Source organism: Rhodanobacter sp. G2-10 (genome assembly GCF_055809185.1).
Map to the genome: position 1 here is coordinate 141,438 of NZ_CM147900.1, position 16,562 is coordinate 157,999.

Here is a 16,562-nt window from a genome sequence, read left to right on the forward strand (position 1 = left end):
GTGTCAGTCGGCTGGCTGAGCCGGCTGGCGCAGGGTCTGCCGCACGCTGGGGATGGCCTGGCCGCGCGCACCGAGTTCATGCGCGATATCGACGAAGCCGAGTTGCCGCGCCACCTCGGCCGCCGTGCGACCGAACGCGTCGATGGCCTGGCGATCGGCGCCGCGCGCCAGCAGCACGCGCGCGGGCGCCAGCATGGCGTGCATGGCGCAGGCGTGCAGGGCGGTCACGCCACGCTGGTCGGCGTGCTCGACCCGGGCGCCGGCGTCCAGCAACAACGGCACCAGCGCGCCAAGATGGGTGGCGTCGCCATCGTTGCCGGGCGGGAGCTGGGCACCGAGCAGCAGCAGCAGCGGAGTCTTGCCTTCGCGATCGGCGTGATTGATGTCGGCACCGCGCGCCAGCAGGCTGTCGAACAGGCGGCGGGTGCGCAGGCTGTCGTTGTGCTCGAAACCGAACTGGGCGGCAGCATGCAGCGCGCCGCGCCCGGCGGCGTCCACCGCCTTGACGTCGGCATTGGCCTCGAGCAGTTGTGCGGCGATATCCGGGTAGCCGAGTGCTGCCGCCACCATCAAGGCCGTGGCTTCGTTGGGCAGGCGCTGGTCGACCGCGACAGCATGCTGCAGCAGCAAGGCCACCAGCGCCTCGCGGCGTGCCGTCACCGCCGCGACCAGGGGGGTGACGCCACTGTTCGCCGGCAACGCCGGGTCGGCACCGGCGTCGAGCAGGCAAGCGGCCACCTCGCGATGACCGGCGCCACAGGCGCGCAGCAGCGCGGTGGCGCCTTGCTCGTCGCGGGCGTCGACGGCGAAGCCGAGTTCAAGCAGACGTTGCACGGCATCCAGCGCGCCAGCGGCGGCGGCGAGCGGCAGGTCGTCGCTGCGCAACGGGCGGGTGGGCAAGGGCCAGTCGCGCCAGTCCAGCCAGCGCTCCAGCACAGGGTGATCCAGTGCCAGTCCCAGCGGCGTTTCGCCGTGGCTGTCGGTCGCTTCAGGATCGGCGCCGTGAGCGATCAGGCTGCGCACCAGCGGCAGCGCCGCCACACCGTGTTCGAGTGCGGCGAACAGGGGTGTGCGCTGGTGGCGATCGCGCGTGTTCGGGTTGCAGCCGCGGACCAGCAGGGTGCGCAGCAACGCATCCTGCGAGTACATCGCGGCCAGATGCAGCGGGGTGCGTTCGTTGGCATCGGGGCCGAACGGATCGGCGCCGCGTTCGAGCAGGCTGATCGGCAAGGCTGTCGCGCGCGCGGTATCGCCCAACTGCGCGAGCGCCGTGGCGAGCAGGCCTGTACCGGCCGGGCTTGCGCCGGCCTGCAGCAGGTCTTCCACCGCTTCGGCGGCATCCGGCAATTGCTGCAGCAGCGCATCGAACAGGCGCCGGCCCAGTGGCGGCAAGGCGGCCTCGTCGCCGGTGTCGGCATCATCGACACGAGGAGCTTCCAGTCGGGTTTCTGGATCCAGCCCGTGGTCGAGCAACCAGCGGCGCGCCGTGCCGAGACCGGGCGCGGCCAGCTCGAGGTAAAGCCGGGCCAGTTGTGGCTGCGGCCATGACCGCACCGTTTCGGCGAAGGCGGAGACGATCGCCCAGTGACCGAAGCGCAGCGCGTCGAGCAGATGTTGCGGCGTGTCGGCACCCTCGCCGAGCAGGTCATGGCTGAGGTTGGCCGGCAACGCCGTGTCCGGATCGAGCAGGGCGACCAGATCCCAGCGGCCGGCCGCGGTGGCGTGATCGAGCGCGCTGCGTCCGTCGCTGCCGGTTGCCTTGGCGTCCGCTCCCAGCGCAAGCAAGGAGCTTATCGTGGTGGCGTCGGCGTGCGGCGACTGGCAGGCCAGCATCAGCGCGTCGCGACCGTGCTGGTCGCGTGCCAGCGCGTTGGCCTTGGCCTCGGCCAGCCGTTGCACGATGCCGCTGGCACCCGCGCGCGCGGCCTCCATCAAGGCGGTACTGCCGTGCTGGTCGGCCAGGTTGACGTCGGCGCCGGCCTCGCACAGCGCGCGCACGATCTGTTCGTGGCCTTCGGTCGCCGCGCCAAGCAGGGCGTGACGTTTGCGCCCGTCCAGCGCGTTCACGGCGGCCCGGTGCTTGAGCAGAAGCTTGACCCCGGCGGGATCGTCATCGGCAATCGTGGCGGCGGCGACCAGCGCCGGTTCGCCACCCGGAAGGCTGGTCTTGGCGCCGCGTTCGAGCATGAATTTGACCAGTGGCCAGTTGCCTGCGCGGCAGGCGGTGGCCAACGGGCTCAGGCCGGCCTGGTTCAATGCGTCGATCGGTGCGGCGGCATCGAGCAGCATCGCCGCGACGCCGGCGTCGGCGCTGAGTACTGCGCCGTGCAGCGGCGTGTTGCCGTCGGCATCGGTCACCAGCGCATCGGCGCCGTTGGCGAGCAGGGTGAGTACCGCCTCGGCGCGGCCGTGCCGGCTGTCGCGGGTGGCGGCCAGCAGGGGGGTGATGCCGCCGCTGGACTGGTTCACATCGGCGCCCTTGGCGATCAGCGCACGCAGCAGGCGGGTGTCTGGCAGCAGCGCGGCGAGCATCAGCACCGGGCGCTGGTCGCGGTCGTCCGGATCCGGCGCGGTGCCAGGGTCGGCGCCGACTTCCAGCAGCGCGAGCGCGCGTTCGATGTCGCCGTCGCGGGTGGCGGCCAGCAGGGCCGCGGCCTGTTCGGCGCTGCCGACAATCCGTTCCCGCTCATTCAGCACCGGACGTGGCGCGTCGCTGGCGGCAGGGTCTTCATCCGTGCGACGACGCGGCGTATGCCGTTCGCACAGCAGGGCACGCAGCGTGCGGTTGGCGATCACCAGGCAGGCCAGCGGCATGATCACCACGGCATAGATCGCCAGCGCCGCGATGCGCATTTCCTCCGGCAGCATGCCGACCAGGCCGGTCAGCGCGATCGCGCCGAAGGCGAGTATCAGCAGGCACAGGGATGCCGGCAGGAAGTGGCTGAAAAAGCGCTCCTCGCGCGACAGGTGTCGACCGAAGGCCATGCTGCGCAGGGTGGCGGTGAAGATCCACGAACCGTCGCGCTGCGGCGGATACGCGTCATCCCACACGAACACCAGTCCGAATGCCGGCCAGAGACGCCACAGGACGACCAGCGCCAGCACCAGTGCCGCAGCCAGCAGCAGCGCGGCGCTGAGACTGGGTGCGTGGCTCAGTTGCAGCATCGGCCAGGCCACCAGCAGGAACACCAGCACGCAGTAAGCGGTGAACATCACCAGATGCGCGGCGCCCCGGCGCAGCACGGTCCGGGTGAATCTCGGTTCGGGGTCGAAGCCGATGGCGTGACAGATGGCGGCCATGGTCAGCGCGTTGGCCACCAGCAGCGGGATCAGGGTCAGCGGATGCGTTGCCAGACCTGCGATGGCGACGGCCAGCAGGCCGGGAATGAACCAGGCCAGCGCGTGCAAAAAGGGAGGGCGACGACGGGATTTGGGCTGGGTCATGGCGACAGTATAGAAATCGTTGAACCGGCATACGGTAACCGAGCGTTAACTTCGATGACGACTTCGCCAGCGCCGATGCGTGGATGACTCATTCGAGCCGGTCATTCTTGGGAGAGTGGGTGTACGCAGGATGGTTTGCCGCGGCCAGCGTTTCCTTTGGCGGCAACTGGAGATGCCAGCCCTGGTCGCGCAGGTGTTCGATGACCTGGGCCGTATCCTCGACCGGCAATTTGCGCTCAGCCTCCAGCTGCACCTCCATCACGAAGCGCAGCTCGCCCAACATCAGCAACAGCGATTCGGGTACGACTTCAAAGCCGTCGCGCTGCGCCAGCCACAGGTAACTGTCGGGCTTGCGCAGGCTCGCGTAGACATGACAGTGCATCGCGTTACCGTTCCGGAATGCGGGCGCGACCCGCGGCACTCGCCAGCGTAGCAGCAGCGCGACATCGAGGGGCCCGATCAGGCCCGGTGATTCAACCGCGCTTCAACATCAGGGCCAGCATGCGCTTGAAACGTTTCCCGTACGGCGGGTTGAGCAGGCCCACGCCATTGAAGCGGGATTGCCGGAATACCGCCTTCATGTGACTGAAGGTCTCGAAACCGGTCTTGCCGTGGTATCCGCCCATGCCGGACGGGCCGATGCCGCCGAACGGCAGGTTGTGCTGCGCCACGTGGTAAATGGTGTCGTTGACGCTGACGCCACCGGCGTGGGTCTGGCTGAGCACCTGCTTGATGCGGCTCGAGTCCCGTTCGAACAGATACAGCGCCAGCGGATGCGGGCGGGCGGCGACATAGGCAATCGCCTCGTCCAGCGAATCGTAGGGGACCAGCGGCAACAACGGCCCGAAAATCTCTTCCTGCATCACCGGCATGTCGTCGCTGACGCCGCTGACCAGGTGCGGCGGCAGCAGGCGACGCCCCGCGTCCTCGCTGGCCTCGCCAAGTGCATGCACGTCCGCGCCCGCAGCCACGGCGCTGTCGCGCAGGCCGACCAGACGTTGGTACTGGCGATCGGACACGATGCTGGCGTACTGCGGGTTCTGCTGCAGTTGCGGATACATCCGCGACACCGCGCGTCCGGCCAGCTCGATGAAGGCGGACAGTTGCGCGCGCGGCAGCAGCACGTAATCCGGGGCGATGCAGGTTTGCCCTGCATTGAGCAGCTTGCCGAGCATGATCCGTTCCACCGCATGCTCCAGTCGTGCGCCGGGTCCGATGATCGCCGGTGACTTGCCGCCCAGCTCCAGCGTCACCGGAGTGAGGTTGGCCGAGGCGGCGCGCATCACGTGGCGACCGACGGCGGTGGAGCCGGTGAAAAGCAGATGGTCGAAAGGCAATGCCGAGAACGCCTGCGCCACGTCGGCATCGCCGGTGACGACGGTCACCTCGTCGGGCTTGTAATACTTGCCGACCAGTTCCGCGAACAGCGCCGAGAAGCGCGGGGTGAATTCGCTCATCTTCACCATCGCGCGATTGCCCGCCACCAGCGCATCGACCAACGGCGCCGCCGCCAGATACAGCGGGTAGTTCCACGGCACGATGATGCCGACCACGCCGCGCGGCTGTGGTCTCAACTCGGTGCGCGCGGGCAGGAACAGCAGGTCGGCCAGACGCCGGCGCGGCTTCATCCAGCGTCGCCCCTTGGCCAGTGCGTGGCGGATCGCGGACAGGCTGGGGAAGAACTCCAGCAACTCGGTCTCCTCGCGTGGGCGGCAGCCGAAATCGGCATGGATCGCTTCCACGATGCGTTCGCGGTTGTCGCGCAGCATGCTGTCCAGCGCGCGCAAGCGGGCTGCGCGCTCGACCCAGTCGGGCATGGGTCGGGCGCGTTGGGCGTCGCGCAGCGACTGCAGGCGTTCGGTGAGCTGGGAAGCGTTGTCGTGGGTCATCAGGCTACTCGGGGGAAGGTCTGCAGCATGCACGCCAGTGGTGAAAGCCGGCGTGACGAGCGCCGGCTCTCACCCAGTCATCAGAACCGTGCGTGCAACTCCACGCCCCACATGCGCGGCGGCGAGATACTCGCGAACGGCGTGCCGAACACGCTCGTGGTGATGTTGTTGACGCCCATCACGTAGCGCTTGTTGAACACGTTGGTACCGTAGACGGCCACGCCCCAGCGATCCTGCGCCGAGCTCCAGCCCAGGCGCACGTCGGTACTCTGGCGTGCGGCACCCACCCGGAAATTCGGGCTGATCTGGCAGGTGCCCTGCAACTGCGAATCGTTGTTGCAGCGGGACGGGCCGCGGTAGGCATGGCTGAGATCGAACTCCACCGCGCCGTTGGCCACGTCATGCCAGATGTAGGCCAGATTGGCGGCGTACGAAAATCTCGGCTCGCCGGTCGGCTGGCCGTCCAGGCTGGCGCCGGAGGGCGCCGTCGCGTCGCGGTAGGTGGCGTCGATCCAGGCGCCGTTGAGGCCAAGACGGAAGGCCGTGTTCGGCTGCCATTGCAGTTCCACCTCCAGCCCGTTCGCCTGCTGGTTGGTGCTGGTCACCAGGTAACGCGGCACGCCGGAGCCGGCGCTGTTCGGATCCAGCGTGAGCGACTGGCGGTTGTCGTAGCGGTAGTAATAGGTGCTGGCGTTGAGCAGCAGATTCGGACCGGGGAACAAGGTCTTGATGCCGGCCTCGTAGTTGAGCACTTTTTCCGGGGCGAACCGCGAGCCGATCTGCACGCTGTTGTAGCCGCCGGCCTTGTAGCCCTTGGTGACCGAGCCGTAGACCATCACGTTCGGGCTGAAGGTGTAATCGACGACCACGCGCGGACTCAGGTCGTTCCAGGTGTTCTTGGCCTTCACGAGGGTATTCACCGGCGCGGCGCTGCCTGCGTTGAAGATCAGGTTTTGCTGGAAATCCGCGGGGGTGACGCCGGCCATGGCGAGGATGCCCATCGCGTCGAGCGCCTCGAGGGTCTGGTCCAGTGCCGGTGCCTGGCGCGGCGGATTGAACCAGGAGAACTGCTTCTGGTCGCGCGTGAAGCGCACGCCGGTGGTGAGGTTCAGCTGGTCGCTGAGGTGCCAGATCACGTCGCCGTAGAGGGCGTAGGCCTTGAAGCGGCCGTTGTTGTTGATCTGCTCGCGCCAGGGGTCTCCAAGCAGGGTGTAGGGCAGCCCGAATGACTGCAGCAAGGCATCGAAGCCCGCGAACGTGCTGCCAAAGCTGGCGCCACCCACGTTCAGCGCCAGCGTGTCGATGCTGTCGGTGTAGACATTGGTCTGGCTGGTCTGGCGCGCCTGTTCGCTGTACCAGCTGGTGCCCGCGACCCAGTCCACCAGGCCGGTACTGCCGGCGAACTTGAATTCCTGATACCAGCTGTTGTTGTGCTCGATGTTGGTGGTGTCGAGATAGGTGGTGAGGTGATTGGTACCGTCGTAGTCACCGCGGTTGAAGGTGTCGAAGTTGCGCCACGCGGTGGTCGAGGTGAGGCTGCCCCAGCTGAAGCTGTGGTCGATGGTCAGGGTGGAGCCATCGAAGCGGCGGGTTTCGGCGCCACCGACTGCGTCGTTGTAGAGCGGCGCATGCAGCGGGTTGAGGTAGTTCGACGGATTGGCCGGGTATGGCGGAACCAGGATGCCCGAGGCGGTGGAGAAGTCTGACTGCGGAATCAGCCCGAACGCGGGTTGCGGTGGCTGGTCCAGCTTTTCGTGATCCCATGACAGCAGCACGCGGGTGTTCGGTGTGATGTTCCAGCGGTATACCGCGCGCGTACCCCAGTCGTTGTCGCGGCCGTAGCGCTTGCCGCTGGCCGCGTCCTTGACCCAGCCGTCGCTGCGGTTGTCCAGCACGCTGACGCGCAGCGCCATGTCGTTGTTGAGCGGCAGGTTCAGGAGCGCATCGCCGTAGCGCTTGCCGTAGTTGCCCAGGCGCAGGCGCACCTTGCCCTCGAGCTTGTCACCGGGTTCGTTGGTGACGATCGAGATCGCGCCGGCGGCGGCGTTGCGGCCGAACAGGGTACCTTGCGGTCCCTTCAGCACTTCGATCCGCTGGATGTCGTTGAACGCCAGCAGTGCGCCTCCGGAACGTGCCGCATAGACGCCATCGACGTAGACGCCCACAGCCGATTCCGTGCCCACGCCGAAGTCATCGGTGCTGATGCCGCGCAGCTGATAGTTGGGCTGGGTCGGCTGGTTGGCGCTGACCACCAGGCCCGGCACGAACAGGCTCATCTTGCTCAGGTCGGTGGCGGCCAGCGTGTCGATCTGCTTCGCGGTGACGATCTGCAGTGTGATCGGCACCGACTGCATCTGCTGGCTGCGGCTTTGCGCGGTGACCGTGATGGCGCCCAGTTCCGTGGGATGGTCCGAATTCGCACCGTGGGAACGGGCGTCGGTGGATGCGGCGGCTTGCTCCGGTGCCGTCGTCTGCGCCAGCAACGGGCTGGACAACAGCATCGCGGTGCCGCCAAACAACAGGCAGCGCAGCGCGGTTGGAAGTGGACGTTGGCGCAGTTTCATACCGTGCTCCCCATGCATGGAATGACCGTGGCCCGGTGGCCGCGGCGGACGTGTGGTGGGTGGTTCAGTGCAGCACGACGCAGGTCCCCGGCATCGCGGCGATCCATGCCTTGATCAGGGCGATGGCCTCGCGATCAGCGGTGCTGCGGCCGATCTCCGGCATCATCGTGCCCGGCTCGGTGGACGCCAGCCGATACGGGATGATCGATTCGTCCGGCTTGCCCGGCACGATGTCGAAGAAGTGGTTGCCCGTGCCTTGGCCGGCGGCGGTGGGCGGCTTGCAGATGCCCAGCTCGTGGTTTTCGGGAGTGCCGTAGATCAGCGAAAGGCCGGTGGTATTGGCCGCACCATGCGGGTTGTGACAATGCCCGCAGTTGATGTCCAGCCAGGCGCGCGCACGCGCATCAAGCGGCGCCTTCGGATCGGCCCAGTCGACGTCGCGCCGCACCGAGTCCAGCGCCGGGAGGCCACTGAGGTAACCGACCTTGGCCAGGTGTTCGAGCTGGTTGTGCTCGCCATCGGCGTAGAGATAGCTCTTGTTGATGTGGCGCGCCTTCGGGCCGATCGGATGCACCTTGCGGTCGATCCAGTCCTGCGCATGGCAGCTGGCGCACTGGCTTTCGTCGGGCACGACGTAGTTGAAGTCCTCCCGCGCCGGCACGCCGTCCCGGGTCCTGGCGGCGACCAGGGTCAGCGGCAGCACCGCGCCGGTGCGCGCCAGGGTGGCCTCGGTCTGCTCGTCGTTCCAAACGTAGGGAATCGCCGCCCAGCCATCCTTGCGATGCACCAGGATGCGCGTCTCGATCAGATGCACCTTGGCCATGTCCAGACCCTGGCCGGCGAAGTCGCCGGAGTAGTCGTCGGTGCGGGCGACGTCGGTGAACTTGCCGTCGGCGGCGCGCGGGTAATAGAAAGTCTTGCTGATCACCGTGCCGACCGGGAAGTCCAGGGTGTCGACCGGCTTGTACGTGGCCGAGACCCCCTGGGGCATCCAGATCGTGCGCAACTTGTGCGCGTAGTCGGTGAACAGCGGCGTGTTCAGGTCGTAGGGCACGACGCCGTCATTGAGTTGCAGCTTGCCGCCATGCACTTCGACCACATGCCAGTCGCTGAGTTTGGCGGGCCGACCCTCGGCGTGGAAGGCCACCGGATCCATGCCTTGTTGGCACCCGACCAGGGACATCAGCGCACAGGCGACGAGCGCAAGCCTGGGGAACAGGTTCTGCACGAGCGGCCTCACACCTTCGGCTCAGGGTTCAGTACCACCGCCGGCAGCTTGGGCAGCGTGCACTCGAACGGCTTCATGTCCTTGCTCGGATTCTTGTAGTCGTGCGGGCCATCGGCGTTGAGCACGCCGTTGACATCCTTGAGGCAGATGCGGTCCTCGGCGGGAGGCAGGCCATCGACCAGATCCTTGGGATCGGCGTAGCCATCCCACAGCACATCGGGAAAGCTGCCGCCAAGACCGTACATCGCGGTCTTCAGTGTCTTGAGCTTGAGCCCGTCGGGCGAATCGCCGCCGCCCTTGAGGCGGTTGCCGTACACGAAGATTCCCTTGGGATACGGGTTGTAATCCGGGGCGACGCCACGCGTGTTGTAGTAGTTGGTGGAGAAATAGCTGGCAATGATGATGTTCGCGGTCTGGTTGTCGGCAATGTCGTTGTCGAAGATCTCCACCTTGTCGTTGGAGTTGATCACCACGCCCGAGCCGGCTGGCACGCTGGCCACCGCGGCGCCCTTGGCGGCGAAGTTGCCGGTGTTGTTGGCGAATACCTTGTTTTTGTAGACGCGCGTGCTGTGACCCTCGCGGGACAGGTTGGGCATGTTGAAGATCAGGATGCCGCCCGTGTTCTTCGTGGTGGTGTTGTCGTAGACGTCGGCATTGACCGAGTTCTCGATCTCGATGCCGGCCACGTTCTGCTCCGCGCGGTTGCGTCGCACGATGATGTCCTGCGACTGACCCACGTAGATGCCGGCATCGGAGGCGCCGATCACCACCGAATCCTCCACCAGCACGTTCTGCGTCTTCACCGGGTACAGGCCGTAGGCGCCATTGGTGGTCCTGGGGCCGTCGGTCCATTCGATGCGCACACCATGGATGGTGATGTTCTTGCCCTGGTTGATCTTCAGCGCATCGCCCTTGGTGTCTTCGATCGCCAGGTTCTCGATGGTGAAGTCGCTGGCGTTGACCAGCAGCCCCTCGGGGCCGACGACCTGGCCCTTGAACGACAGCACCGTCTTGTCCATGCCGGCGCCGCGGATGGTGACGCCGTCCGTGCGCAGGCTCAGGCCGCGCTTGAGCGAGTAGTGTCCGGCCGGGATCTCGATCACGCTGCCGGGCTTGGCATCCAGCAGTTGCTCCTGCAGTTTCGCCTCGAAGCTGGCGTCGGCAGTGTTCTGCGGCGCCGCGTCCTGCTTGCCGCAACCGGCCAGGGCGGCGCCGAGCGCGACGGTGAAAAGCAGATTGCGCATGGTCGGATTCCCCCTCGGAAGACAAGTAACGGCGATGTCTCCGACTCTCGCCCATTCCTTCGCGCAAGGGGAGGGCAAATCGGCCAATCGACGGGGGGTAAATCGGCCAGATTGCTCAGGCTGCGGCGCGCCGCGCGTCCTGGGGCGGCATGCCGGTCCAGCGCTTGAAGGCGCGACGGAACTCGCGCGGATCGGTGAAACCCACCGCGCAACCCACCTCGGCCACGCTCAGGCCGCCCGCCTGCAGCAGTTGCAACGCACGCTCGGCGCGCACGCGGTCGTGGATCTCACGGAAGATCCGGCCGCTCTCGGCCAGCTTGCGCCGCAACGAGCGCTCGCTGAGATTCAGCGTGCGCGCCACGTCGTGGAGCTTTGGCTGCTGCGCCAGCCGGCTGCGCAGCAATCGCTCCACCGCCGCCACGATTTCCTGGTGCGGCTCGCCCCCTTCCGGCGTCATCTGTTGCGCGCACAGGGTCAAGGCCTGTTTGGCGGTCAGTGGATTGTGGCCCGGCAGTGGCTGGGCCAGCCAGTGGGTATCGATCAGCAAGCGGCATTGCGGCGCATCGAACTGCAGCGGGCAACCGAACAGTGCGGTGTATTGATCGGCATAGGCCGGGCGCGGATAAGCCAGTTCGATGCGCGAGGGCCGCAGGACATCGCCGACGAGTTCACGAGCGATCATCAGGCAGCTGGCGAACAGCTCCTCGCAGAAGAATGGCAGCAGCTCGTGGTCGCCGAAGCGCGGTTGCGCCACCAGCGCCACCTCGCCCTCGCTCACGGGCTCGAAGTGCAGTTCCAGCAGGCAGCCACAAATCTTGTGATGGGCGATGCCCGCCATCATCGCCTCGCCCAGGGTGCGCGAGGTCATCATCGCCAGGCCGAGCAGGCCGAAGCCGCCGATCGTGCCTTCGCGGCCGATCAGCAATCCGGCATCGGGGACATCGAGTGCCTGCAGCGCCCGTCTCACGAAGGTGCAGGCCTGGCGATAGGAGACGCGCAGGGCGGGATCGGCGATCTGTGCCCGGGTCAGCGCCAGGCCGGCGAACCAGGGGCGGCTGTCGATGCCACGTGCGTCGGCCATCTGGGCCAGATACAGCAATTTATTTGGTGGGAACTCGGCAGCGGTGAAGCGCGGATCCTTGATCGTTGGCGCAAGATCTTCGAGGCTGACTTGTGCTGCAGGACGTGCCATGGTGCGCTTGCTCCGACGCGTGAACGGGCCGGTGCGAACCGGCGTCCATGACTTTCTATCATGCGTGGACGGCGGAGCGCTTGTGCAGCGCGCAAGCGCTCCCCGGGGTCGCGCTTATTCGCCAATCGTCAGCAACGAGGCGTTGCCGCCGGACGCCGTGGTGTTGATGGTGATCGTGCGCTCGCCGGCAAAGCGCAACAGGTAGTGCGGGCCGCCCGCCTTGGGGCCGGTGCCGGACAGGCCCTCGCCGCCGAACGGCTGCACGCCGACCACCGCGCCGATCTGGTTGCGGTTGACGTAGCAGTTGCCGACGCGGGCGTGCTGGCTGATGTAGTGCACGGTGGCGTCGATGCGGCTGTGCACGCCCAGGGTCAGGCCGTAGCCGGTGCTGTTGATCTCGTCCACGACCTCCTTCAGCTTGCTGGCCTTGAAGCGGATCAGGTGCAGCACCGGGCCGAAGATCTCGCGCTTGAGCACCGACAGCGACGGAATCTCGTAGGCGCGCGGGGCGAAGAAGGTACCGTGCTCGGTGGCGGCCGGATCCATCGGTGCCTGGGCGATCTTCCTCGCTTCCTTGTCCATGCGCTCGGCATGGGCAACCAGGATCGCCTTGGCATCTTCGTCGATCACCGGGCCGACATCGGTGGACAGCAGGCCGGGATCGCCCACCTTCAGTTCAGCCATGGCGCCGGCCAGCATCTCGATCACCTTGTCGGCGATGTCTTCCTGGATGTACAGCACGCGGGCCGCGGAACAGCGCTGCCCGGCGGACTGGAACGCGGAGGCGATCACGTCCTTGACGATCTGCTCGGGCAGGGCGGAGGAGTCGGCGATCATTGCGTTCTGGCCGCCGGTCTCGGCCACCAGCACGGCGATCTGCGAATCGCGGGCCGCCAGCGCACGATTGATCGCCCAGGCGGTTTCGGTGGCGCCGGTGAAGACCACGCCGGCCACGCGCGGATCGCGGGTCAGCGCGGCGCCGACGCTGGCGCCGTCGCCAGGCACGAACTGCAGCACATCCTTCGGGATACCGGCATCATGCAGCAGCTGGGTGGCGAGGTAGCCGATCAGACTGGTCTGCTCGGCCGGCTTGGCGATCACCGTGTTGCCGGCGGCCAGCGCCGCGCTGACCTGGCCGACGAAGATGGCCAGCGGGAAGTTCCACGGGCTGATGCCCACGAACACGCCGCGGCCTTCCAGGTACAGCTCGTTGGTTTCGCCGGTGGGGCCGGGCAGCTGTTCCGGCGCGGCGAACAGGCGCCGCGCCATGGTGGCGTAGTAGCGCAGGAAATCGGCGGCCTCGCGGACTTCGGCGATCGCGTCGGGCAGGCTCTTGCCGGCCTCGCGCACGCACAGCGCGAGGAACTCGGCGCGGCGTGCCTCCAGCTGGTCGGCGGCGTACTCCAGCATCGCGGCGCGGTTGGCCACCGGCAGCATGTTCCAGCGGTCCTGGGCGGCCACGGCGTTGGCCATCGCCTGATCCACCGTGGCCTGGTCGGCGCAGACGTAGCTGCCGATGGTGCGGCGACGGTCCGACGGATCGGTGACCTGCACCGTCTCGCCCTTGCCGTCCGCGCCAGGCACCAGCGGGCCGGCTTTCCACGGCCCCTGCTGCGCGTTGACCGCGGCGGCCAGTTCGTTCAGTTCGTTGTCGTTGGCAAAGTTGACGCCCATGGAATTCTTCCGAAGTTCACCGTAGAGATTGGCCGGCAGCGGGATGCGCGGATGCGGGATGTGATCGAAGGCGCGCACGGTCTCGCACGGGTCGGCCACCAGGTCGCGCGCGGGCACGTCTTCGTCCACCACGCGGTTGACGAAGCTGGTGTTGGCGCCGTTTTCCAGCAGGCGGCGCACCAGGTAGGGCAGCAGGTCTTCGTGGGTGCCGACCGGCGCGTACACGCGGCAGGGCACGTTCAAGCTGTTCTTGCCGATGACCTCGGCATACAGGTCCGACCCCATGCCGTGCAGGCGCTGGAACTCGAACGGCCGCCCCTGCGCCATGTGATGCACGGCGGCGATGGTGTGCGCGTTGTGGGTCGCGAACTGCGGGTAGATGAAGTTGCCGCCGGCATTGAACAGACGTCGCGCACAGGCCAGGTACGACACATCGGTGTTCGGCTTGCGCGTGAACACCGGGTAGCCGGAGAGGCCTTGTTCCTGAGCCTTCTTGATTTCGGAATCCCAGTACGCGCCCTTGACCAGCCGCACGTACCAGCGCCTTCCGCACGCCAACGCGGTCTCGACCAGCCAGTCGATCACGAAAGGCGTGCGCTTGGCATAGGCCTGCACCACGATGCCGAGGCCGTTCCAGCCTTCCAGCGACGGGTGCGCGAATACCTCGCCGATGATGTCCAGCGACAACTCCAGGCGATCGGCTTCCTCGGCGTCGACCGAAAGCGCGATGCCATGCTTCATCGCCAGCTGCGACAGCTCCAGCAGCTTTTCGGTGAGTGCCGCACGCGCCCGCGCACGCTGGGCCAGCTCGTAGCGCGGGAACAGCGCCGAAAGCTTCACCGAGATCGATGGCGCATCGGCATGGTTCGCATACGGACCGCGCGCGCCCAGCGCGGCAATCGCGTTGCGGTAATCCTGCTGGTAGCGCTCGGCCGTGTCGGCAGTCATGGCCGCCTCGCCCAGCATGTCGAACGAGTAGCGATAGACCGCGTTCTCCTTCTTGGTGCTGCGATCGAGCGCCTCCTCGATGTTCTGCCCCATCACGAACTGGTGGCCCATGATGCGCATCGCCTGGCGCACCGCCACCCGGATCGTGGGATCACCGACGCGGGTCACCAGCCGCCGCATCGCGCCATTGAAGTCGTCGCGCGTGCCGTTGGCCAGGTTCACCAGGCGGCCAGTCAGCAGCAGGCCCCAGGTGGACGCGTTGACCAGCAGCGACTCGCTGCGTCCCAGGTGCTTGCGCCAGTTGGCATCGCCGAGCTTGTCGCGGATCAGCTTGTCGGTGGTGGTCTTGTCCGGGATGCGCAGCAGCGCCTCGGCCACGCACATCAACAGGATGCCTTCCTCGCTGGAAAGGTCGTATTGGCGCATGAACGACTCGACCATGCTTTGGTCTTTGGCCCGCGCCCGCACCCGCGTCACCAGCCCCGCAGCCCGGTCGATGACCTGTTCGCGCTCGTCCGGCGGCAGGTCGGCCTGGTCGAGCAGGTCATTGACCGCCTCGGTTTCGTCGCGTAACCAGGCGGCGGTGATTCGCGCGCGCGCAGGGGTGATTTGAACCGGTAGCTCGGGGCTGAGTATGGTTGAGTTCACGGGCGTGTCGATGATGATGGCTGCTGGCGGTTGGGCAAACGCCGGATTGTACGCCGGACACCGTGCGATTTGGGCGAATCCGCGGGCTTCGTACAGCCCTGCGCAAGCATGATACTTTGGCTTGCTGCAAACCCGTTCCGGGCCATTCGCGGGCGCACGTCGTGCGTTGATCCAGATCAATCAGGTGCGACATTCTTGCCCCTTGCGTCGTCGCGGCCTATCATTCTGCCGTTCCAGGCACGCTGGGTCCCCATGATCGTGCTTCGACCAGCTTCCGCCGGCTTGCCCCGCGTGACGATGTGGCTCAAGCCCAATCGCTCGCTCAGCCGGCGCGGGTTGCGTCGACTGATCGTGGTTCTGGTGGTACTGGTGCTGACAACGGCAGAACTGGGAGCTTTGCAGGGGAATGTGTTTGCTCCGCTGTTTGCCCTGGTGGAATCCGCTGCCATGGCCGTCGCCTTGAGCGTGGCCTGGCGGGCTGGCGACCGCTGCGAGCGTATTACCCTCGACGAATCGTCGCTGGAGGTGCGGTCGTTGCCCGGCCGGCGAAGTGTGCGCTTCCAGTCGTACTGGGTGCGCGTACGCATGGAGACTGGCAACGGACGCCTGCTGCTGTCATCGCACGGTCGCGATCTGGAAATTGGCGCGTTCCTGGCGGAATCGGAGCGCGTGGTGTTGTCGGAAAAACTCAAGGTGCTGCTGGCTGATTTCCATGGGCAGTGGCGCAAGCAGGTTCAACAAAGGTGCAAGACATGACATCTGGCGGGATCAGGCGATCATTCATGGCAGCGGCGAGCCTAGCCCTTGCATCGTTCGGCGGCGTGGCACTGGCGGAACCGCATCCATGGCAGCTGAACATGGAGCCGGGCGCAAGCACGTGGTCGCACGTGCCCTACGATCTGAACAATATCTCGCTGATCGTCTGCGTGGTGATCGGCATTCTCGTGTTCGGCGCGATGTTCATCGCCATGTTCCGCTTCCGCAAATCGCGTGGGGCGGTTCCCGAGAAGTGGGCGCACAACACCACGGTCGAAGTGGTGTGGACGACCATACCGGTGATCATCCTGATCTCGCTGGCGTACCTGGCCACCGGCGGTCTCACCAGCTGGGCCGACACCACCGGCTCGCAGATGACGGTGAAAGTCACCGGCTACCAGTGGAAATGGCGCTACGACTATGTGAGCTACATGGGCAAGCCGATCGAGAAAGTCGGCTTCATGTCCAAGCTCGACAAGCAGAGCGACGAGACTCGTCAGCTGGATTCGGGCATGGACCCGTATGCGGTCAAGGTCGGCGACGAGCACACCTACCTGCTGAACGTCGACAAGCCGCTGGTGGTGCCGGTCGACACCAAGATCCGCTTCGTGATCACCGGTGGCGACGTGATCCACTCCTGGTGGGTGCCGGCGTTGGGTTGGAAGCTCGACGCCATCCCCGGGATCATCAACGCAGCCTGGACCAACATCAAGACACCCGGCACCTATCGCGGCCAGTGCGCCGAGTTGTGCGGCCAGGATCACGGCTTCATGCCGATCGTGGTGGTGGCCAAGTCCAAGGCGGACTTCGCCAAGTGGCTGAGCGAACAGGAGGCCGAGTCGAAGAAGGCGCCGCCGCCGCCCGCACCGTTCGATGCCGCCGCGCCCGCATCCGCTTCCGCCAGCACGCCGGCAACTGCCGAGCGCGGCTGAGCCCGGTTCCATCACGTTTCATCGCAGTCGTATTCAATAACAG

10 protein-coding genes are annotated in these 16,562 nt (G+C 66.6%); 2 read left to right on the forward strand and 8 right to left on the reverse strand.

Going from position 1 to position 16,562, the window contains the following annotated elements; all coding sequences use genetic code 11:
• Positions 1-3 precede the first annotated feature (3 nt).
• The 8 genes from AC0L58_RS00655 to putA all read right to left on the reverse strand — a co-directional run bounded on the left by AC0L58_RS00655 (position 4) and on the right by putA (position 14,831).
• Complete coding sequence (locus tag AC0L58_RS00655) at positions 4-3,444, reverse strand: ankyrin repeat domain-containing protein (RefSeq protein WP_473685665.1); 3,441 nt, start codon at positions 3,442-3,444, stop codon at positions 4-6.
• 88 nt (positions 3,445-3,532) lie between these two features.
• Positions 3,533-3,826: a YcgL domain-containing protein gene (locus tag AC0L58_RS00660; protein WP_473685667.1), complete on the reverse strand. Its 294-nt coding sequence runs from the start codon at positions 3,824-3,826 to the stop codon at positions 3,533-3,535.
• A 91-nt stretch (positions 3,827-3,917) separates the two neighbouring features.
• A complete protein-coding gene (locus AC0L58_RS00665) occupies positions 3,918-5,333 on the reverse strand; it encodes a coniferyl aldehyde dehydrogenase (protein WP_473685669.1) in 1,416 nt (471 codons plus the stop codon).
• An 80-nt stretch (positions 5,334-5,413) separates the two neighbouring features.
• Entirely contained in the window at positions 5,414-7,897 is a 2,484-nt protein-coding gene (locus AC0L58_RS00670; protein WP_473685671.1) for a TonB-dependent receptor, read from the reverse strand.
• A gap of 64 nt (positions 7,898-7,961) precedes the next feature.
• A complete protein-coding gene (locus AC0L58_RS00675; protein ID WP_473685673.1) occupies positions 7,962-9,125 on the reverse strand; it encodes an SO2930 family diheme c-type cytochrome in 1,164 nt (387 codons plus the stop codon).
• An 8-nt stretch (positions 9,126-9,133) separates the two neighbouring features.
• On the reverse strand, positions 9,134-10,369 hold the full coding sequence (locus tag AC0L58_RS00680) for a parallel beta-helix domain-containing protein (protein ID WP_473685675.1): 1,236 nt from the start codon (positions 10,367-10,369) through the stop codon (positions 9,134-9,136).
• A gap of 115 nt (positions 10,370-10,484) precedes the next feature.
• Complete coding sequence (locus AC0L58_RS00685; protein WP_473685677.1) at positions 10,485-11,561, reverse strand: AraC family transcriptional regulator; 1,077 nt, start codon at positions 11,559-11,561, stop codon at positions 10,485-10,487.
• Positions 11,562-11,675: 114 nt separating this feature from the next.
• Positions 11,676-14,831, reverse strand: a complete 3,156-nt coding sequence (putA, locus tag AC0L58_RS00690) for a bifunctional proline dehydrogenase/L-glutamate gamma-semialdehyde dehydrogenase PutA (protein ID WP_473685679.1) — start codon at positions 14,829-14,831, stop codon at positions 11,676-11,678.
• A gap of 297 nt (positions 14,832-15,128) precedes the next feature.
• On the opposite strand from putA, the gene AC0L58_RS00695 reads away from it, so the two are divergent.
• Positions 15,129-15,587, forward strand: a complete 459-nt coding sequence (locus AC0L58_RS00695) for a DUF2244 domain-containing protein (protein ID WP_473688517.1) — start codon at positions 15,129-15,131, stop codon at positions 15,585-15,587.
• A complete protein-coding gene (gene coxB, locus AC0L58_RS00700; RefSeq protein WP_473685681.1) occupies positions 15,584-16,519 on the forward strand; it encodes a cytochrome c oxidase subunit II in 936 nt (311 codons plus the stop codon). Before AC0L58_RS00695 ends, coxB begins: the two co-directional genes overlap by 4 nt.
• Positions 16,520-16,562 lie beyond the last annotated feature (43 nt).

Coding starts and splice junctions, on each gene's coding strand:
- AC0L58_RS00680 (WP_473685675.1), bottom strand. CDS start 10,369: ATGCGCAATCTGCTTTTCACCGTCGCGCTCGGCGCCGCCCTGGCCGGT.
- AC0L58_RS00660 (WP_473685667.1), bottom strand. CDS start 3,826: ATGCACTGTCATGTCTACGCGAGCCTGCGCAAGCCCGACAGTTACCTG.
- AC0L58_RS00665 (WP_473685669.1), bottom strand. CDS start 5,333: ATGACCCACGACAACGCTTCCCAGCTCACCGAACGCCTGCAGTCGCTG.
- AC0L58_RS00655 (WP_473685665.1), bottom strand. CDS start 3,444: ATGACCCAGCCCAAATCCCGTCGTCGCCCTCCCTTTTTGCACGCGCTG.
- AC0L58_RS00685 (WP_473685677.1), bottom strand. CDS start 11,561: ATGGCACGTCCTGCAGCACAAGTCAGCCTCGAAGATCTTGCGCCAACG.
- AC0L58_RS00695 (WP_473688517.1), top strand. CDS start 15,129: ATGTGGCTCAAGCCCAATCGCTCGCTCAGCCGGCGCGGGTTGCGTCGA.
- coxB (WP_473685681.1), top strand. CDS start 15,584: ATGACATCTGGCGGGATCAGGCGATCATTCATGGCAGCGGCGAGCCTA.
- AC0L58_RS00670 (WP_473685671.1), bottom strand. CDS start 7,897: ATGAAACTGCGCCAACGTCCACTTCCAACCGCGCTGCGCTGCCTGTTG.